The organism is Cohnella sp. GCM10012308, assembly GCF_042649185.1.
GTDB lineage: Bacteria > Bacillota > Bacilli > Paenibacillales > Paenibacillaceae > Cohnella.
Window position 1 is genome coordinate 111,472 of the sequence record NZ_JBHRYU010000012.1, and the last position, 19,534, is coordinate 131,005.

Genomic DNA, 19,534 nt, shown 5'->3' on the forward strand with positions numbered 1-19,534 from the left:
GACTGAATGCAACCCTAAAATTGAAAGCGGTTACCAAAATCGATCCCGGAAAGAGAGCGAGCGCGTTAGGGAGCGGCTAGCCAAAAGCCAATCATATTGTGGGCTACGATGATGGGAGGGAATTTCATGTCAATCCGCAAAAAAAACGCTGTCCGTCACGCTTGCGCTGTCCCTGCTCGCAGCATCGTTGCTCCCCTCGGGCGGAGTGCCGCTTGCCCAGGCTGCTGAAAATGTAGGAAATGTGTTGTCAAACGGCGGATTTGAAACGGGGAACCGAAGCGGCTGGGGGGCCTATAGCGGGTCCAACGTAATCGTTGCCGTCCAGTCGGCGGACAAGCATAGCGGGAATTATGCTTGGTCCGCCGAATTTACGGGCAATACGAGCCTTCAGCAATATCAAGACGCGGCGGCGGTGCCGGGTAAGGCGTATTACTACGAAGCATGGGTAAAAATCGCCGGCATCGCGCCGGCGGGACAGTCGAACGGTTTTTATCCGATGATTCAGATCAGCGCATATAACGGAACGGCGTTCAAGGGCAATATGGCGATCCCGCCGCAGTTCAAAGCGGATCAAGACTGGACGAAGGTAAGCGGCTCGTTCGTATTCCCGGCGGATGCCGCGACCTTGAAGTTCAACTTCGGCCGGTATGGCACAAGCGGGACAATCGGCGGCAAGATGCTCGTCGACGATTTGTTCGTGGCCCGCAAGCCCGACTCGCTGCAACTGTCTGCGAACGCGCCGGGTTATGCGTCCGGATCGCCGCTCGATCTGGCATCGGCGCTCTCGCTCGCCGGCGATTATGGCGGCAGCGCGATAGCGGTACCGCCTTCGGAAGCGATCGTGTGGGAAGTGGCCGGGGGGAACGCGGTCATCGAGAACGGTGCGCTTGTCTTTAAGGGCGGACCGGTCGGCGGGGATGTGTCGGTGAAGGCTTCGTACGCCGGCGCTTCGGCGACAGTCACGGTCCACTTTAATGCGGACACACAGGCGCCGTCGTGGAAAGGGAATTCGGAGCTCACCGCCAGGATGAGCCGGGATACGGCAGATTTATCTTGGTCTGCGGCGACCGACGATACAGGCGTCGTCCGTTATCATATTTATCGAAATCAAGCGGAGATCGCCACGGTGACGGGAACGGTCTACCAGGTTGCGGACCTTGCGTCGGATACGAATTATCGCTTCGAGATCGAGGCCGAGGACGGCGCCGGCAACCGCTCCGCCAAGCTTGCCGCAGACGCGGCGACGCGATCCGCTGCCGAACCCTACTGGACGGACGGGGGACTGACGGCTTCCGACATCCAGTATGCTTCCGTGAAGCTGCATTGGAATGGTGCTGTCGACGATGTAGGCGTCGACGGCTACAAGATTTTCCGCGACGGCACGGAGATCGCGACGGTGCCTGCCGCTGAAGAATATACGGTGTCGGGACTGCAGCAGCATACGAAGTACACGTTTCGCGTGGAGGCGGTCGATGGGGACGGACATCGGTCCGTGGGCGGACCCGAGCTGGCGGTCGAGACGACTTATCGCACGAGCGCGCCGGCCGCCGTGGATGTTACGGAATCCGAAGTCCTGCGTCCGGCGGACAAGGAGCTCCTCGGCTACAACAACGATTGGAACGAGAGCCAGCGAGTGATCATGCAGCCTATGCCGAGTCTGGCGTTCAACGATCAATACTTGCCGCTCATGCAAGACGTCGAGCTTCCGCTGAGCCGGATGGCAGGCACCGATTCGCAGGCTTTCATGTGGAAAAAGACGCTTGGCCCCTATGCCGGCCGCACGGGGTTTCCGAACCAGTGGTACCCGGTCGTGCCGATGAACATGGGCATCGTCGAATGGTTGAAATCCGTGCTTGCGGTCACGCCGGACAGCGAGATTACATGGACTCTGAATATGAGACAGGCCGACTACGCGACGGATGCGGCGGATCTGGCCGAATTTCTGACGAGTCCGGGAGACGGCAGCGTGAATCCGAACGGAGGCACGGATTGGGGCGCGTTGCGGCGCCAATACGGAATTCAGGATCCGGTTCGCGTCATCTTCGAGCTGGGCAACGAGCTGGATCAGAGCAAGAGCTTCCCCGCACCCGTCTATATTCAGATGAGCAAAGAGATTATCACGGCTATCCGCGCGGTCGACCCTGACGCGAAGTTTGCCGCCGGAGCGAAGACCGGTCCGTGGAGCAGCGATATCGCGGGCGGAGGGACGAACGACGGCACGCCGACGGGCACGTGGCGCGACTGGCACAAGGCGGTGCTTGCAGGCATCGGCAACGATATCGATTATCTCGTGCTGCATCCCTATTATTTCGGAGAAACGCCTGCTTACGTCGAGCAGTTCATGGATTCGATCACCGGCGACATCCGCGATTGGGAGAACGGAGGCGGCAGAGCCGATCCTTCTCATCACATCCGCCTATATTTATCCGAACACGGCATCTGGCCGCTGCGCGGCGAGCCTTTCGACCAGATCAACAAATACAGCTTCCGGACGCACGATCTGGAAGGCACGCTTGGGACAGCCGAGTTCATCAACCGCATTTTTAACCGTCCCGACGTTGCCATGGCCGCGCTTCACGCCTTCTCGTCGGGACCGTGGTTCGCCTTCGACAAAGGCACGAACGGTCTCTTCCGGACCGGGATCGCCGAGATGATGATTGTCATGAACCAGGCGCTCGGCAAAGACGTCGTCCGTTCCGCGGTCACCGGAGACTATACGGACAAAACGAAGGACGACGCATCGTTCACGGTCAACGCCATGTCTACCGACTCGGGCGGACTAAATATCGTGATGGTCAATCGCGAAGACAAGATGCGGCGCGAGGTCGGCTTCACGTTCGAACACGGTTACCGGCTCGTCAAAAAGACGGTGCTGACCGGGCCCGATATGTTGTCGGACAATTTAAACGGCAGTCATCCGATTACCGTGCAGACTGAAGCAATAGACGGCGCGGAGCCGCTCGCGTCCTATGTCGTGCCGGATAAGAGCATCGTCGTACTCTACCTGGAGCGTATCGACGACACCGCGCCGGTTACGACAAGCAACGCGTCTGACAGTTGGGCAAAGGGACCGGTGAACGTAACGTTGACTGCATCGGACGAGGGGAGCGGCGTAGATACGACTTACTATAAGCTCGACGGCGGCGCGGTCCAGTCCGGCAATGAGGTAGCCGTCGATACGGAAGGCAAGCACACGCTCGCGTTCTGGAGCGTCGACCGGGCCGGCAATGCCGAGTCGCAGCACCAGGTCGTCGTTCGTATCGACCTGACGGCGCCGACGATCGTCTGGAGCGGCAACGCCGGCACTTACAGGGTAGATCAGCGTGTCGTATTGGCTTGCAAGGCCAATGACGCATTGTCCGGCATCGCTGCGCAAAGCTGCAAAAACGTCGATGCGGACGCGTATATTATCGGCGTCGGCAGCCATGCGGTTTCGGCGACGGCGACCGATACCGCCGGTAACGCGGGTACGGGCTCCGCCAGTTATACGGTCAAGGTCGATTACGCCAGCCTCGGCCGACTTACGACGCGATTTTCTTCGAAACCGGCCGTCGCCAAGCTGCTCGCGCTCGAACTGGCGCTTGCCGAAAAAGCGGACAAGGCCGGATGGCTTCAAGTGAAAGCGCTGAAGATCGCTGCTTACGTGTTGGGCGTGAAGGCGGAGAGCGGCAAGGCATTTACCAAGACGGAAGCTGATCTGCTGGTACAGCTCGCCAAAAAGCTTTGATTCCAACTTTTCCAAGTTTGCCGAACTGAAAAAACAACGCAAAGCACCGCAAAGCTCGCAGCGCCCCGCGCTCCGCTTTGCGGTTTTTCTTCTGTCTGAATAGAACGCCCAAATGATAGAATACCGTATAAAATGAACCGAATTTGCAATCGAAACGAAAGCCTTTTCAGTCTAAAATATAAAAAGATAAGGCAAGCTTGCACCCATCACATTCGATACATAAAGGGGATTAATAAATCATGTTGAAGGTCGGCGTTATCGGTACGGGCGGCATTTTCAAATTCGCGCATTTGCCCGGTTGGCTATCCCACAAGGAAGTGGAGCTCGTCGCGTTCTGCGACGCCTTTCGCGCTTCCGCCGAATCCGCGGCGCTCGCGTTTCCCGGGGCCAAGGTGTATGAGGATTACCGCGAGCTGATCGCGGATCCGTCGATCGACATCGTGGGGATCAGCACGCCGAACCTGTACCACTCCGAGATCGCGATCGCGGCGCTTCGCAAGGGCAAGCACGTGTTCTGCGAAAAGCCGGATGCCGTGAATGCGGAGGAAGCGCAAAAGATGGCGGACGCCGCGCGCGAATCGGGCAGGCTGCTGATGACGATGCGCAACAACCGCTTCAGCGAAGAAGCCAAGTTCATCAAAAAGTTGATTATGCAAGGCAAGCTTGGCGAAATGTATATGGGCCGCTGCGGTTGGATCCGCCGCAGGGGCATTCCAGGACGCGGCGGCTGGTTCACGACGAAGGGCCTGTCCGGCGGCGGTCCGCTGATCGATCTTGGCGTCCATATGATCGACATGGCGATGTGGACCGCGGGCAATCCGAAGCCGGTCACCGTATCCGGCTCGACCTACCGCAAGTTCGCGGACCGTCCGGATGCCTCCGGCAACGTTCCCGAAGGAACGTTTGACGTCGAAGACCTGGCAGCGGGCTTTATCCGCTTCGACAGCGGCGCCTCGCTCCAGATCGAATTCAGCTGGGCCTCGAACATCGAAGAAGAGCAGAAGTTCCTCGAGTGGCGCGGCACGGAAGGCGGGTTCAGCCTGATCAACGACAAGCTGAAGCTTTATACGGAAAAGGAAGGCGTGCTGATCGACGAGCAGCCGCGGTTCCCCGAATCGGCGGTACCGCAGCATACGGCCAACATCCGCCATTTCGTGGAATGCGTACTCGGACACGAGTCGCCGATTTTCCTGCCGGAGCACGGCGTCGACATGATCAAGATTTTGTCGGCTATTTATGAATCCGCCGAGCGCGGCCAAGAGGTCAGACTGTAAAATTAATCCCCTCTATACACAATTGATCGAACAAATCCCCGTTCTTCGCCTTTCGGCGATGGGCGGGGGTTTTTGCGTTTGGATTTACCGCTCGTGATCGGGGCAAATTAAAAGCTGTGCAAAGAAAAAGGCTGGATCGTGCCGCCTCCGCTGCAAATTCAGCGTCCTGAAGCGGTACACGGTACATGCCTAACAAGGAGGCCTCCTAATGAAATTCGTATTGAAATGGCTTGTGAACGGCGCTGTCGTAACGACCCTGCTGATGTATTATTCCAACGCCTCGTTTCTTGGCGCAGCAACGACCGCCACGATTCTTACGATCATTGCGTATATCGTCGGGGATCAGATCATTCTTCGCTCGACCAACAATATGATTGCGACCGTATCCGATGGCATTATGGCTTACTTGGTGCTGTGGATCGCTGCTTCCACGATGAACTGGACAATCAGCGCCGGAGAAATTTTAATCGTTGCGATCATCACAGGCGTAGCGGAATTTTTCATTCATCGGTATGTATTCCAGTCCAGATTGTCCTACCAACGCGCTTAAACCAATACGTTAAAGCTCCGCGCCTCGACGCGGTTTTTATTTTTCCGTTATTAAAAATGACTGACCGATTCTGTCAGGGATTGAGGCTTATAATCGTGATCGTTAGAGAAAACGATCATGGAGGAATGGCTATGTTTACATCCATCGCAAGTTTCGTAGAAGAGTGGGAACGTGAAGCTAAAATGACAGCCGGTCTGCTGGACGCGTTGACGGATGAATCGCTTGACCGGAAAATCGACGGCAACCGGCGCTCGTTAAGCGGCCTTGCGTGGCACTTGATTGCATCGATCGAATATATGGGTCCGCTCGGACTTTCCTTTGAAGGCGCAGGCGATGAGGACGCCACCAAAAGATCGGCTGCGGCGCTCGCGCACGCTTATCGGTCGATCAGCGACCGCTTTATTGAAGCGATGCAAGAGCAATGGAGCGACGCCAATCTGGCGGACCAGCTGGAGATCGCGGGCGAGTTATGGAAAAACGGCGATTCGCTCCGTTTCTCGCTTATGCATCAAGCGCATCATCGCGGACAGATGACCGTCCTGATGAGACAGGCCGGACTTCGGCCGCCAGGCTTGTACGGCCCGGTCTACGAGGGTTGGATCGAACGGGGAATGGCGCCGCTGGCTTGATTGACTTACAATAGACGGGACGGTAACGACGATCGGAAGCAGGTAGGACCATGACCAAAGCGGATAACATGCTGTCGATCTTGTGGATGCTGCGAACCGGCAGGCGCAAGACCGCCAAGCAGCTTGCGGAAGCGCTCGACATTCATGTGAGAACGGTCTATCGCTGCATCGATTCGCTTTGCGCAAGCGGCGTGCCTATCGTCGCGGATTCGGGGCCGAACGGCGGGTACACGATTCTGAGCCGGTTCGCAGATTCGCCGCTCTTATTCGATGCCGAAGAGCAGAAGGGATTGGTCCATGCCGCGATCTTCGCCAGGGAAGCGGGCTATCCGCATTCGGACGCGCTGAACAGGGCGACGAATAAGCTGAAGCGCTACGCGAACGACGAACAGCTGACGGCGCTAGAGCGTCACGGTCTTGGGTTGTCGGTAATCGATTTGCCGATCGACGGCGCCTACCAGTCGCATTTGCAGTGGTTGGAGGAAGCCGCCGGCCAAGGACGTACATTAGAAATGGATTACGATAAAGGCAGGGGCGAGCCTTCGTCATCGCGTCTTTTCGATCCCTACGGCATCGTCTATTGGAAGGGCCATTGGTACGCGGTCGGACATTGCAGATACCGGGAGGAAGTGAGAAGCTTTCGGGTCGACCGCATACGCGGACTCCGGCAGACCGACGAACAGTTCGATCGGCCCGCATCTTTTTCTGCCAAGGATTATTTGCTCGGTCAGCTGCTTCGCGATTCGGCGGATCACGCGGACTGGGAGACGGTACGGATCCAAGCCCAAGAAGAGGTGCTGAACGAACTGTGCAGGCATTGGCTGTTCGGACATGCCCTGATGGAGCGCCAGCCTGAATCGGCGACATTTAAATTGGAACGATCGACGTTATCGACGTACGTACCTTATTTTCTGATGCCTTACGGCACGGCCTTGCGGATCGAATCTGCGCTGTTGGTCCGGCGAATGCGGGAAGCCGGCGCAAAGCTGCTCGCACATTACGAAGACATGCTGCCTTCGGACGCTAAAAGAGAGGATGAGAAATGATGAACAAATTCGCGATGTTCGGAAAACTGACAGCCTTGCCGGGTAAACGGGGGGAACTCGCCAAGATGATGCTGGCGTCGAGCGATACGCTTCGGGGCATGGAAGGTTGCATATACTATATCGTTCACGAGGCGGAGGAAGAGCCCGACGTGCTGTGGATCACCGAACTGTGGGAGAGTAAAGAAGCGCATGCCGCCAGTCTCCAAAACGAGCAAGTGCGCGAGCTTATCGGCAGCTGCATGCCGCTGATCGCGGAAGCGGGCGGCATCAAGGTCAATCCGATCGGCGGAATAGGGTTTTAAAACTTGAACGAAACCTTGAACGGCGATGAGCCGCGCAAGGTTTTTTTTAACGTGCGCAGCTGAAAATACGTAATGTGTACGTTGGATCGTGAGTGGATGTTAGGTAAAATTACATATAAATCAACCGGACACAAGTATACGCTTCCACCAATAAATGTAAGCGAGCGCAATTGGATTTCAAGCTGCCGAATCCGGACAATAAACAAAAATAAGCTAATAAAAACAATTTGCGGCCATTTGAATGTAATTTAAATTAACATACTATTGGTTTAGGCCAGAACAATAAGCAGAAGCGGGGAGAGAAACGAGAGATGAAAAAAAATGTAGCGGCAACAATGGCAATGGCACTGGGCGTCGGCTTGCTCGCGGGCTGCGGCAGCGCCAATAACGACGATGCGAACGCGTCGGCATCCGCGCCGGCAGCAAGCGCATCCGGTTCGGCGGCGGCAAGCCCATCCGGCTCCGCGGCGAGCGGAGAAGCGGCCGAGGGCAACCTCACGGGCACGATTACCTGGGCGACGCACCGTACCGAGCTGGTCGATACGGACCTTAAAAAGTACGTCGAAGCGTTCGAGGCAAAGTACCCGGGAACGGAGGTCAAGATCGAAGGCCTCAAGGATTACGAGCAGACGATCCGCGTGCGGATGGCGGCGAACGAATTGCCGGACGTCCTGTCGCTCGTCGAGACGACGAAGGCGGACCTGCCGAAGTTCTACGAGCCGCTCGACGATCTCGGCCTCGACGACAATATTTACTTCAAAGACTACAACTCCTATGAAGGCAAGCTCTACGGGATCACGCAGCAAGTGGCGATCAACGGTCTGCTGTACAACAAGCAGGCGTTCGAAAAAGCGGGAATCACCACGCCGCCGAAGACGCTCGACGAGCTATATGCAGACGCCGACAAGCTCAAAGCGGCAGGCATCGTTCCGATGGCGACGGCGTTCAAGGATGCCTGGACGCTGCAGTACTGGACGGATCCGGCCGAGTTCATCTACGGCAGCACGAACCTGCGCAACGACAAGATCAACTCGGACGCGCCGTTCACGGCAGACGGCGCCTACGGACAAGGCCTGGGCATCCTGAAGAACCTTTACGACAAGGGAGAGCTGGAAAAGGACGTATATTCCGCAACGTGGGATCAGACGCAAAAAGATCTGGCTTCGGGCAAGGCGGCCATGATGTACATCGGCAACTGGGCAATCTCCAACCTGATCAGCAACGGCCTGCCGCTCGAACAAATCGGCTTCGCGCCGCTGCCTTACGACAACAGCGGGACGGTCAAGGGCATGATGCGCAACGACTGGGCGTATGCAGTCAGCTCCACGAGCAAAAACAAGCCGCTGGCCAAAGCGTTCATCAAGTTCATGATCGAGGAATCCGGCGACTATGCGGACCACATGATCATCTCGCCGCTTAAGGACCAGCCGCAAGACCTGGCGCCGATCGCGGATTTCATGGCCAACAAGCCTGAAATGCTCGAAGCGCAATCGGTGAGCGAGCAAGTGACGGCTGTAGAAAACAAGATGCAGTTCGATCCGTTCAAGTTCATCCAGGAAGTGACGGTCGGCAAAATGCAAGACGTGTTCGACAGCTATAACAAGAAATGGAAAGCAGCGAAAGCCGCCGTCGCGAAGTAAGCGAGCGACAGGTTCCGCCGCTCGATCCGACCGACAAAACGGATGGCCGGTCCGCGCCGTCCGTTTTGTCGTCTCTCGGGCACGGATGAAAAGGAGTTGAATCGGATGACCGATCGTCTATCGTATGCCAAACAGAAAAAAATGCTAATCATCCTGTTCTTGCTGGTGCCGATCGCACTGCTGGCGATGTTCGCCCTTTATCCGGCGCTATACCTGGTCTATCTCAGCTTTATGAGCTGGGACGGCTTCAGTCCCGAGAAAACATGGGCGGGCGTCGGCAATTATAAAGAAGTATTCGAAAACAAGGAAATCTGGGCGGCCTTCCTCCACAATCTCGTCTACCTCGGATGGGGTCTTTTCCAAAACGCGCTCGGTTTGTTCTTCGCGCTGCTGCTTAATTCGCAGCTCAAAGGCCGCAACGCTTACCGGGTCATGCTCTTCATGCCTTATATCATGAATGGCGTCGCGGTCGCTTACATGTTCAACTACGTATTCAATTCGGAGTACGGCTCGTTCAATACGCTGCTGCGCAGCGTCGGTCTCGACTCGCTCGCCATCAGCTGGTTCGGCTCGCCGCATGCCGTCAACCATGTACTCGGCTTCATCACGTTATGGAAGTTCATGGGACTCAATATGGTTATCTATCTGGCAGCCTTGCAGTCGGTTCCGTCGGAAATCATCGAGGCCGCGCGCATGGACGGCGCGTCCCGCCTGCAGACGTCGCTCCGCGTCGTACTGCCGAATATTACGAAGGTCATCGAGCTGAATCTGTTCCTGACGATTATCGGCACGCTCGAGATTTTCGATCTGCCGTTCATCCTGACGGGCGGCGGTCCGCTCGGCGCGAGCGAGACGTTCCTGACCAAGACGATCGATACGGCGTTTAAGTTCAACAACTTCGGCATGGCATCCGCGATGAGCGTCACCTTGATCGTCGCCGTCATTGTCGTGCTAGGCATCCAGCGTTTTGCGACCAGGAGGTGGTCGGATTGACCGCGGCGAAGTTTAGTCCGTTTTCCGTCGTCAAGCACGCCATCTTGTGGGTCGCCGTCGTCATGATTCTTTTCCCGCCGTCGATTCTGATGCTGAACGCCTTCAAGAGCAAAACCGAGTTTTCGCAAACGAGCGTGTTTAAGCTGCCTTCAAGCTTTCTGAACTTCGAGAACTTCGGCACGGTCATGACGAGAGCGCATCTGGACCGCGCGTACCTCAATACGCTGACGATTATCGTCGCAGCGGTCATCGGCAACGTGCTGCTCGGCACGATGGTGGCCTATATCCTCGGCCGCTTCGACTTCAAGCTGAAGAAGACCGTCATGGGCGCCTATATCGCCGTATCGTTCGTACCGACCATCACCACGCAGGTGGCGACGTTCACCGTCGTCCACAACCTGCATCTGTACAACACGATCTGGGCATCCATCGTGCTGCATCTGGGCACGAGCGTGCTGCAGCTATTCATTTATTTGCAGTTCCTGGTCAACATTCCGCGGGAGCTTGACGAGGCGGCGATGATGGAGGGCGCGTCCCTGTTCCGCATTTACCGTACGATCATTTTCCCGCTGCTGACGCCGGCGACGGCGACCATCGTCATCATCAAGACGATCGACATCTACAACGACATGTTCATTCCTTATCTGTACATGCCCGCGCAGAAGCTCGCCGTCGTCTCGACGAGCCTGATGAACTTCTCCTCGGAGCGCAGCACGGAGTGGGAGCTCATGTCCGCGGCGATTCTGATGATCATGGTGCCGATCGTCGTCATCTACTTGTTCTTTCAACGGTACGTGTTTGCCGGGATCGTAAACGGTGCAGTAAAATAGCTGTACTCGCAAAGGCAGACACGGAGGGGTACGACGGATGAGAGGAAGCATTAAGGGAGCGGCCGGCAAAATAGGAGAGCGATTGTGGCTCGCGTTCGCCAATCTGAACATGCAGCAGAAGCTGCTGATCGTCTTCCTGACGCTGGTCTGTCTCCCGCTGGTCATGATCAGCTATGCTTCCTCTTATTATTACACGCGGTCGATTAAGGCCAACACGTCCGCTTACGGCACCGAGATGACGTCGAAGATGCTGCAAAAGCTGGACGACTACGTGACCGACCTTTACAACATGTCCGCCATGCCGCTTTACAACAAGGACTTCCTCAATTGGCTGGCCAATCCGGAGACCTCGCTCGATAAGACGCGCGGCATGGATTTGTATATCACGAACCTGAACAAAATCAAGCCGGATACCGTGTCGGTCTACGTGTTCGACAACTACGGCACGGTAACATTAAACGTTAAAACGGGCGGCAAACGCAACAATCTGGACCAGGTACGAACCGAATGGGCGAAGACCGCCGCGGAAGGCGACGGCAAGCCGATGCTCGTCAGCACGCAGGAGGTGACCACGGGCAAAGAGGCTTATTATGCGTTCTCCGTCATCCGCGAGCTGAAGCAGACTCAGGATTTGAGCCCGATCGGCTTCATCGTGTTCGACACGAACATTACGGCGATCAAGCGTCAGATTCAAGATTTCGACCAAGTGACCAAAGGCAAGACGGTGCTCGTCGACGACCGCGACCGCGTCGTGTTCGACAGCGAAGGCCAGATGACGACCCGCGATCTGTCCGCCGACGCCTCGATCCGGAGAGCGACCGGAAACGAGGGTTCTTTTCCATATGAGATCGACGGCAAAAAGTATATTACGACGTACGCCAAGTCGTCGCTCACCGGTTGGAAGATGTTCGTCTATATTCCGATGGCGGACGCGACCCGGCAGGCGACGGTCACGCGCAATGTCACGCTGCTCACGTCGGCAGGCTTCGTCATTCTGGCGCTGCTGATTGCCATCGCGATCTCGTACGCCCTGACGCGGCCGCTCAGCAAGATCAAGACCCTCATGCAAGAGGTGCAGACAGGGAACCTGGACGTGAGCTTTAATCAGAAATACCGCGACGAGGTCGGACTGCTCGGACGGCACTTCAACATTATGGTGACCCGCATCCGCGATCTGCTCGAGGAAGTCAAGGAGACGCAGACGCGCAAGAAGGAAGCCGAATATGCCGCCCTTCAGAGCCAGATCAATCCGCATTTTATTTACAATACGCTCGAGACGATCCGCATGAAGGCCGAGCTGAACGACGACGAGGAAGTCGCCGATATGACGTTCACGCTCGGCAAGCTCCTCCGTTACGGCGTGAATCACGGCGAACAGAGGGTCGCGATCGCGGACGAGCTCGAGCATTTGTATAATTACGTCGCCTTGCAGAACATGCGGTTTTCGAACAAATATACGCTGATCGTCGACATCCCGGAGCGGGACTTCAAAATTCCTTCGATCAAGCTGATGCTGCAGCCGGTCGTGGAAAACGCAATCCACCATGCCTTCAAGCAGCGGATGGGGCCGGGCACGATCCGGATCGGCGTCCGGCACGAAGGCGAGCAGAGCGTATTTACCGTGACGGATGACGGCAGCGGCATGAATGAAGACCAGCTCAAGGAAATTCGCGATCACGTATACGGCAGGCGGCCGCTCGCGGTGGCCGGCAGGGGCATCGGACTGCGCAATGTGCATGAGCGGATCAAAATGCAGTTCGGAGAGAGCTATGGGCTTCGCATCGACAGCCGTCCCGGCGAAGGGACGACCGTGGAGCTCGCCATTCCGGGCCGTCAGGACGAAAAGGAGGCGGAAGATCGATGCTGAAGGTGATGATCGTCGACGACGAGGAGCACATCCGGCTGGGCATCGCGAAGATATTGTCGAGGTACCCGGGCGGACTCGAGATTGCGGGCCAGCATGCCAACGGACTCGAAGCGATGCTCCGGCTGTCGGATATGGAGCCGGGCGATCTGGACGTTATCATCACCGACATCGAGATGCCGATGATGGACGGCCTGCGCTTCATCGAGCAGGCGAAGGCAAAGCTGCCCGACGCATTTATCGTTATGCTGAGCGGCTACAACGATTTTGAGTATGCTCGCCAGGCGCTGCGGGCCGGCGCGGCCGATTACTTGCTCAAGCCGATGGACAAGGTCGAAGTGTTCAAGCTGCTCGACCGCTTCGCCGCGCAGAAGAGCGAGCGCCTGGACGGTGCCGACGACGCTGTATCGCAGCGGGCCGCGGTCGCATCAACGCCTGCCGAAAGCGTCTCGACGGCCGACCGAATCTGCCGTTTGATCGACCAAGAATACAACAAGGAGCTCGATCTGTCTTATATCGCGGACAAGGTCGGCTTTAACGCGAGCTATATCAGCAAGCTGTTCAGCCGCGAGCGGGGAGAGACGATCACGGACTACTTGAACCGGGTGCGCATCGACAAGGCCAAGCAGTTTCTGCGCGATCACCCGGGCCTTAAGGTGTACGAGATCGCCCATATCGTCGGCTACGGCGACAAAATTTATTTTCAGAAGCTATTCAAACGAACGGTCGGCGTCACGCCAAACGAGTATCGGGGCGGAGGGGCCGACGGCTAGGAGCGATTCGACATGGCTACATTCGCGATCCAAGGCGACGGCTTCGCGTATAACGGCGAGCCGATGCGCATCATCAGCGGGGCGATGCACTACTTCCGCATCGTGCCGGAGTACTGGGAGGACCGGCTGCGCAAGCTTCGCGCCTGCGGCTTCAATACGGTCGAGACGTACGTTGCCTGGAACCTGCACGAGCCAAAGGAAGGCGGCTTCCGGTTCGAGGGCATCGCGGACGTGGAGCGCTTCGTCCGGCTGGCGGGCGAGCTCAGGCTGCACGTCATTTTGCGTCCGAGTCCTTATATATGCGCGGAGTGGGAATTCGGCGGCCTGCCGTCCTGGCTGCTTGCCGAACCGGACATGCGGCTGCGTTGCAGCCATCCGGTCTATCTGGCGAAGGTGAAGGCTTACTGCGACGAGCTGCTGCCGCGGCTGAAGCCGCTGCTGTGTACGTCCGGCGGCCCGGTCATCGCGCTGCAGATCGAAAACGAATACGGCAGCTACGGCAATGACAAAAATTATTTGAAATTTCTAAAAACGGAGCTTGAAAACGGCGGCATGGACGTACCGCTCTTTACGTCCGACGGGTCGGAGGATTATATGCTGCAGGGCGGTACGTTGCCAGGCGTCCTCGCTACGCTGAACTTCGGCGCAAGGCCCGAGGAGGCGTTCGCCAAGCTGCGCGAATATCGGCCCGAAGGACCACTCGTCTGCATGGAATATTGGAACGGCTGGTTCGACCATTGGGGCGACGAGCATCACGTGCGCGGCTTCGCGGACGTGGTCGACGTGCTTGACCGCATCCTGGCGGCGGGCGCTTCGGTCAACTTCTATATGTTCCACGGCGGCACGAACTTCGGCTTCTACAACGGCGCCAATCATATCGAGCATTACGAACCGACGGTGACGAGCTACGACTACAATGCGCTGCTGTCCGAATCGGGGGAGCCGACGGACAAGTATTGGGCGATCCGGGAAGTGATCGGACGTTACGTCGAGCTGCCCGAGAAGCCGTCTGCGACACCCGCGAAGCGAAGCTACGGTACGGTGCGGATGGAGGAACGCGTATCGCTGTTCGATGCGTTCGAGTCGTTGGGCAGCGCCGTGCAGGCGGTCGTCCCCGAGACGATGGAGCGGCTTGGGCAGGACTACGGCTTCATCTGGTACGAGACGGACATCAGCGGACCGCAGGCGGACTGCGAGATTATGCTGCAGGAGGTGCGCGACCGGGCGACCGTATACATCGACGGCGCATGCTGCGGTACGGTCGAGCGTTGGAGCGGCGATGATTCGGTGAGAGCGGACATTCCCGCCGGAGGCGCGAAACTCGGCATCCTGGTCGAAAATATGGGACGCATCAATTACGGCGCGAAGCTGCGCGATCCGAAAGGCATCACCGAGGGCGTCAAAGCGGGCGCGAAGCTGTACCACCATTTTATGTTCGGCTGGAACATTCGCTGTCTGCCGCTGGACGATTTGTCCGGACTACGCTTTGGGCCTGGCGATGGAGCGCCGCAAGCGGAGGAGCCCGCATTCTACCGCGGTTTTTTCGAGGTGGATGACGCTGGGGATAGTTTTTTGAAATTGGACGAATGGAAAAAAGGCGTTGCTTTCGTGAACGGGTTTAATCTGGGACGCTACTGGGAAAAAGGTCCGCAGAAAACGCTGTACGTGCCCGGTCCGCTGCTGCGCAAAGGGCGCAACGAGCTCATCGTGTTTGAGCTGCATGGAACGTCTTCGCCGCATGCGATGCTGCAGGATACGGCGGAGCTCGGTTAATGCCGTCAAGATTGAGCGGACGGTGGACTGTCGCAAGCTGAAAGGAGTTCATCGAAATGAAAATCGGAATCATCGGCTACGGCACGCGGATGCACTATTTTCTCGATCGGTTATTGGAGCTGGATGCGGGCGTCGAAGTGGCTGCGATCGCGGATATCGACACCGCCAAGGCCGCGAGGCTCCTCGCGGAAAAAGGAATCGAGGCGCCGGACGTGCGCTTTTATGAGGACGCGGACGAGATGCTGGCGCAAGAGGCGCTTGACGGCGTCATGATCGGTACCCGCTGCGCGCTTCACGCCGAGATGGCTGTCAAGGTCATGCAGCGCAATCTGCCGCTTTTCCTCGAGAAGCCCGTCGGGATCACGTTCGCGGATTTGCAGCTGCTGTCGGAGGCCGAGGAAGCGTCCCGTTCGGAAGTCATCGTCTCGTTCCCGCTGCGCAACACCCCGATCGTCAAGCTGACCAGGGAGATCGTAGATTCGGGACGGCTTGGGACGATCGAGCATGCCCAAGCCGTCAATAACGTGCCTTACGGCGGCGTCTACTATCACAGCTGGTACCGGGACGAAGCAGAGACCGGCGGCCTTTTTTTGCAGAAGGCGACGCACGATCTGGACTGTCTGAATTACTTGATCGGCCAGCAGCCGGTATCGGTCGCCGCGATGGCATCTAAGCAGGTTTTCAAGGGAGACAAGCCGGCAGGCTTGCGCTGCGGCGACTGCGCGGACAATCGCGTCTGTCCGGAAAGTCCGTACGTGCTGAAGCGGTTCAGGGACGAAGAGGTGACCGGCGATCAGTGCGCGTTCGCGGTCGATACGGGCAATCACGATTCGGCGAGCGTGCTTATCCGTTACGCGTCGGGCATGCATGCGGTCTACTCGCAGAACTTCTACTCGCGCAAAGCGGCCGCCCGGCGCGGCGTCCGGCTCATTGGCTATGAGGGCACGGCTGAGTTCGACTTTTACCGCGACGAGGTTAACGTATTCATGCACCATACGCGGCGGGTAGAAAATTATAAACTGGAAGCGGCCGAGCTGCCGCACTTCGGCGGGGATTCGGCGCTGGCGCTTAACTTCATCGGCGTTATGACAGGCCAAGAAAAATCGGCGACGCCGCTCTCCATGGGCATCAGGAGCGCGCTGACCTGCCTCGAAGCCGAGCGGTCGTCGAAGAGCGATGCCTTCCGGGGCATCCCTGCCATGACGGCGGGGGCCGCGATATGAAGAGCGGCATGTCGATGCATTCCGCCGTGACGCATGACGCCCATGACGAACGGCACTTCGGCGCCGTGCACACCCCCATTTACGACAGCAGCCTGTTCACGTTTTTGAACGTCGCAGATATGGAGCGCGCGGGAGGAGACGTTGACGCCTTCATTTATTCGCGCGGCAACAATCCGACCGTCCGCGCGCTCGAGGACAGGCTCGCGGAGCTGGAGGGCGGGGAGCGCGCGCGCTGCTTCGCTACGGGCATGGGCGCAATCTCGGCGGCCGTGCTGTCATCCGTGAACGCGGGCGATCATATCGTATGCGTCGATCAAGCTTACGGGCCGGCGCGCGCGCTGATGGGCAGCTACCTGAAGCGGCTTGGAATCGAGACGAGCTTCGTCGACGGCGCCGATATCGACGATATCTTCTCGGCGATCCGGCCGGAGACGAAGCTGCTCTATCTGGAGAGTCCGACCAGCCTGATGTTTGAGCTGCAGGATTTGCGCCGTTGCGCATCGCTGGCGCGGGAGCGGGGGATTCGCACGATCATTGACAATACTTGGGCGACGCCGTGCTATCAGAACCCGCTCGCGCTCGGCGTCGATCTGGTCGTTCACTCGCTCACCAAGTACGCGGGCGGACACAGCGACGCGATGGGCGGCGCCGTCGTCGGCAGCGCGGAAGCGATTCTGGCGCTGAGCCGAAGCGAGCTCGTCCTTCTGGGGGCGGTCATGCTGCCGCAGACGGCCGCAGCGATCATGCGCGGACTTCGCACGCTTCCGCTGCGGATGGAGCGTCATCAAGCAGGCGGCTTCGCCGTGGCCGAATATCTGGCATCGCTGCCTTACGTCGATGGCGTCCGCCATCCGGGATTGGCCTCGCATCCGCAGCACGCGCTTGCAAAGTCGCAAATGTCGGGTTTCGGTGGACTGCTCTCGTTCGAGGCCGGCACGGATCGGGAACGACTGGAGCGGTTCGTCGATTCGCTCGCTTATTTTCGCATCGGCTTTAGCTGGGGCGGCTACGAAAGCCTGGTCTCGCTTCAGGAAGGCGCTGCGGGACGGCCGCGCACGACGCGGCCCGTCGTGCGGCTGTATGTCGGGCTGGAGGAGCCGGCCGAGCTGATCGCAGACTTGGCGCGCGGGTTCCGCGCGGCGGGTTTCGATTCTCAAGAGGAGGTACAGGAGAATGTCGGGTAAGATCGCGTTTGAAACCCGTTGTTTAAGCTCGCTCGCCAAGGTGTTCCCGGACGCATCGCTAGCGCCGGACGAACGCTTCGGAACGGGTACCGCGCTGCGGGGAGAATTTTATTCGTTCCAGGTCGCCTATCGGGCGCCGGATCTGACAAGGGCTGCGCGCGTTCGCGTGAAGGTCGCGGCGCCCGGGCTTGAAGGCAAGATCGTCGTCAAAGCCGTCGGACTCGCGCCGTCCGCGCTGCCGTGCTACGGCGATCCGGACGAAGGTATTTTGCGCGGCGTGCCGGGGCTATATCCGGATCCGCTGCTCCCGCTCGGCCGGGACGACACGATCAAGGCGCCCCCGCGTCAGTGGCGATCGCTATGGATCGAGATCGCGGTCGGCAGCGACACCCGTGCGGGCGCCCATGCGATCGAGATCGCGTTTGTCTCCGAAGACGGCGATGCGCTGGGACATGAAGTTTTCGCGCTGGAGGTCGTGCCGGCCGAGCTGCCGGAGCAGCAGCTGATCCATACGGAGTGGCTGCACGCCGATTGTCTCGCGACGGAATACGGCGTCGATATATTCGGCGAGCGGCACTGGGCGTTGATCGAATCGTACGTCGGTACGGCGGCGGCGCATGGCATGAACATGCTGCTCACGCCGCTGTTCACGCCGCCGCTCGATACGGCGATCGGCGGGGAGCGGCCGACGGTGCAGCTGATCGACGTACGGCTGGACGGAGAGGCTTACCGCTTCGGCTTCGACAAGCTGACCCGCTGGATCGAGCTGGGGCTTCGCAAGGGCATCCGTTACTTCGAATTCTCCCATTTGTTCACCCAGTGGGGCGCAAAGCATGCGCCTAAGATCGAGGCGCTGGCGGAGGGCGTGCCGGTCAAGCTGTTCGGCTGGCATACCGATGCGGCCGGCGAGCCTTACCGCCGTTTTCTCGAAGCCTTCCTCCCCGAGCTTGTCGATTATATCCGTGATCGCGGTCTGCAGGACCGCGTTTATTTCCATGTATCCGACGAGCCGCACGAAGCCGACGTCGAGTCGTACCGCGCCGCCGCCGCGATCATGCGCAAGCATTTGCCCGGGTTTCCGATCATCGATGCGCTGTCCGACTTCGCATTTTACGAGTTGGGGCTGGTCGGGCAGCCGATCCCTGCGAACGACCGGATCGATCCGTTTCTGGCGGCCGGCGTGCCGGATCTGTGGACGTATTACTGCTGCGCGCAGTACAAGGACGTCGCCAACCGCTTTTTCGACATGCCTTCCGCCCGCAGCCGCATTCTCGGCTTGCAGCTATACAAGTACGGAATCAAGGGCTTCCTGCACTGGGGCTTCAACTTCTGGTACGCGCAGTATTCGGAGCGCCCGATCCGGCCGTTCGAGGTGACCGACGCGGACGGCGCATTTCCGTCGGGCGACGCCTTCCTGGTGTATCCGGGGAGAGAAGGGGAGGATCCGATCGAATCGATCCGGATCAAGGTCGTGCGCGAGGCGCTGCAGGATCTGCGCGCCCTGCGGCTGCTCGAGACATTGGCCGGCCGAGAGGCGGCGACGGCGCTGATGGAAGGCGGACTCGAAGAACCGCTGACCTTTGCCGCATATCCGCGCGACGCCGACTGGCTGCTGCGCAAGCGGGAGCGAATCAATCAGGCGATCCGGGATTTTAACCGGTAACAGCGTCGTTTAGCGTTCGAAGCAGCTTGGATTTGCGCTTATCAGCCGTCTATCATTTTTCTT

At 58.4% G+C, this 19,534-nt stretch carries 15 protein-coding genes; all 15 read left to right on the forward strand.

The annotated features are described in order from the left end of the window. Positions 1 to 244: 244 nt before the first annotated feature. The 15 genes from ACFOTD_RS15515 (at position 245) to ACFOTD_RS15585 (ending at position 19,471) form a co-directional block, all read left to right on the forward strand. Positions 245 to 3,727: an OmpL47-type beta-barrel domain-containing protein gene (locus ACFOTD_RS15515; protein ID WP_378120248.1), complete on the forward strand. Its 3,483-nt coding sequence runs from the start codon at positions 245 to 247 to the stop codon at positions 3,725 to 3,727. 239 nt (positions 3,728 to 3,966) lie between these two features. Beyond that, complete coding sequence (locus tag ACFOTD_RS15520) at positions 3,967 to 5,001, forward strand: Gfo/Idh/MocA family protein (protein ID WP_378120250.1); 1,035 nt, start codon at positions 3,967 to 3,969, stop codon at positions 4,999 to 5,001. 208 nt (positions 5,002 to 5,209) lie between these two features. Continuing rightward, on the forward strand, positions 5,210 to 5,551 hold the full coding sequence (locus ACFOTD_RS15525; RefSeq protein WP_378120252.1) for a DUF2512 family protein: 342 nt from the start codon (positions 5,210 to 5,212) through the stop codon (positions 5,549 to 5,551). A 131-nt stretch (positions 5,552 to 5,682) separates the two neighbouring features. Continuing rightward, positions 5,683 to 6,180, forward strand: coding sequence for a DinB family protein (locus ACFOTD_RS15530; protein WP_378120253.1), 498 nt, complete (start codon positions 5,683 to 5,685; stop codon positions 6,178 to 6,180). A gap of 50 nt (positions 6,181 to 6,230) precedes the next feature. Continuing rightward, entirely contained in the window at positions 6,231 to 7,226 is a 996-nt protein-coding gene (locus ACFOTD_RS15535) for a helix-turn-helix transcriptional regulator (RefSeq protein ID WP_378120255.1), read from the forward strand. Beyond that, the gene (locus ACFOTD_RS15540) at positions 7,223 to 7,528 is read left to right on the forward strand and encodes a putative quinol monooxygenase (RefSeq protein WP_378120257.1); all 306 of its coding nucleotides are present in this window, start codon (positions 7,223 to 7,225) and stop codon (positions 7,526 to 7,528) included. Before ACFOTD_RS15535 ends, ACFOTD_RS15540 begins: the two co-directional genes overlap by 4 nt. A gap of 311 nt (positions 7,529 to 7,839) precedes the next feature. Then, complete coding sequence (locus ACFOTD_RS15545) at positions 7,840 to 9,168, forward strand: ABC transporter substrate-binding protein (RefSeq protein WP_378120259.1); 1,329 nt, start codon at positions 7,840 to 7,842, stop codon at positions 9,166 to 9,168. A 105-nt stretch (positions 9,169 to 9,273) separates the two neighbouring features. Further along, a complete protein-coding gene (locus ACFOTD_RS15550) occupies positions 9,274 to 10,161 on the forward strand; it encodes a carbohydrate ABC transporter permease (RefSeq protein WP_378120261.1) in 888 nt (295 codons plus the stop codon). Continuing rightward, a complete protein-coding gene (locus ACFOTD_RS15555) occupies positions 10,149 to 10,991 on the forward strand; it encodes a carbohydrate ABC transporter permease (RefSeq protein ID WP_378120262.1) in 843 nt (280 codons plus the stop codon). Before ACFOTD_RS15550 ends, ACFOTD_RS15555 begins: the two co-directional genes overlap by 13 nt. Positions 10,992 to 11,028: 37 nt before the next feature. Continuing rightward, positions 11,029 to 12,858, forward strand: a complete 1,830-nt coding sequence (locus tag ACFOTD_RS15560; RefSeq protein WP_378120264.1) for a cache domain-containing sensor histidine kinase — start codon at positions 11,029 to 11,031, stop codon at positions 12,856 to 12,858. Continuing rightward, positions 12,852 to 13,628: a response regulator transcription factor gene (locus ACFOTD_RS15565; protein ID WP_378120266.1), complete on the forward strand. Its 777-nt coding sequence runs from the start codon at positions 12,852 to 12,854 to the stop codon at positions 13,626 to 13,628. The genes ACFOTD_RS15560 and ACFOTD_RS15565 overlap by 7 nt, the downstream gene beginning before the upstream one ends. A 12-nt stretch (positions 13,629 to 13,640) precedes the next feature. Beyond that, positions 13,641 to 15,401, forward strand: coding sequence for a glycoside hydrolase family 35 protein (locus ACFOTD_RS15570; RefSeq protein ID WP_378120268.1), 1,761 nt, complete (start codon positions 13,641 to 13,643; stop codon positions 15,399 to 15,401). Between the two features lie 56 nt (positions 15,402 to 15,457). Next, positions 15,458 to 16,624: a Gfo/Idh/MocA family protein gene (locus tag ACFOTD_RS15575; protein WP_378120270.1), complete on the forward strand. Its 1,167-nt coding sequence runs from the start codon at positions 15,458 to 15,460 to the stop codon at positions 16,622 to 16,624. Then, positions 16,621 to 17,808, forward strand: coding sequence for a trans-sulfuration enzyme family protein (locus ACFOTD_RS15580; protein ID WP_378120272.1), 1,188 nt, complete (start codon positions 16,621 to 16,623; stop codon positions 17,806 to 17,808). Before ACFOTD_RS15575 ends, ACFOTD_RS15580 begins: the two co-directional genes overlap by 4 nt. After that, entirely contained in the window at positions 17,798 to 19,471 is a 1,674-nt protein-coding gene (locus ACFOTD_RS15585) for a DUF4091 domain-containing protein (RefSeq protein ID WP_378120274.1), read from the forward strand. The genes ACFOTD_RS15580 and ACFOTD_RS15585 overlap by 11 nt, the downstream gene beginning before the upstream one ends. The last annotated feature ends 63 nt before the right edge of the window (positions 19,472 to 19,534 follow it).

What these genes read in the sequence shown, in the direction of transcription:
- ACFOTD_RS15520 (WP_378120250.1), top strand. Translation starts at nt 3,967, where the DNA reads ATGTTGAAGGTCGGCGTTATCGGTACGGGCGGCATTTTCAAATTCGCG.
- ACFOTD_RS15525 (WP_378120252.1), top strand. Translation starts at nt 5,210, where the DNA reads ATGAAATTCGTATTGAAATGGCTTGTGAACGGCGCTGTCGTAACGACC.
- ACFOTD_RS15530 (WP_378120253.1), top strand. Translation starts at nt 5,683, where the DNA reads ATGTTTACATCCATCGCAAGTTTCGTAGAAGAGTGGGAACGTGAAGCT.
- ACFOTD_RS15535 (WP_378120255.1), top strand. Translation starts at nt 6,231, where the DNA reads ATGACCAAAGCGGATAACATGCTGTCGATCTTGTGGATGCTGCGAACC.
- ACFOTD_RS15540 (WP_378120257.1), top strand. Translation starts at nt 7,223, where the DNA reads ATGATGAACAAATTCGCGATGTTCGGAAAACTGACAGCCTTGCCGGGT.
- ACFOTD_RS15545 (WP_378120259.1), top strand. Translation starts at nt 7,840, where the DNA reads ATGAAAAAAAATGTAGCGGCAACAATGGCAATGGCACTGGGCGTCGGC.
- ACFOTD_RS15550 (WP_378120261.1), top strand. Translation starts at nt 9,274, where the DNA reads ATGACCGATCGTCTATCGTATGCCAAACAGAAAAAAATGCTAATCATC.
- ACFOTD_RS15560 (WP_378120264.1), top strand. Translation starts at nt 11,029, where the DNA reads ATGAGAGGAAGCATTAAGGGAGCGGCCGGCAAAATAGGAGAGCGATTG.
- ACFOTD_RS15565 (WP_378120266.1), top strand. Translation starts at nt 12,852, where the DNA reads ATGCTGAAGGTGATGATCGTCGACGACGAGGAGCACATCCGGCTGGGC.
- ACFOTD_RS15570 (WP_378120268.1), top strand. Translation starts at nt 13,641, where the DNA reads ATGGCTACATTCGCGATCCAAGGCGACGGCTTCGCGTATAACGGCGAG.
- ACFOTD_RS15575 (WP_378120270.1), top strand. Translation starts at nt 15,458, where the DNA reads ATGAAAATCGGAATCATCGGCTACGGCACGCGGATGCACTATTTTCTC.
- ACFOTD_RS15580 (WP_378120272.1), top strand. Translation starts at nt 16,621, where the DNA reads ATGAAGAGCGGCATGTCGATGCATTCCGCCGTGACGCATGACGCCCAT.
- ACFOTD_RS15585 (WP_378120274.1), top strand. Translation starts at nt 17,798, where the DNA reads ATGTCGGGTAAGATCGCGTTTGAAACCCGTTGTTTAAGCTCGCTCGCC.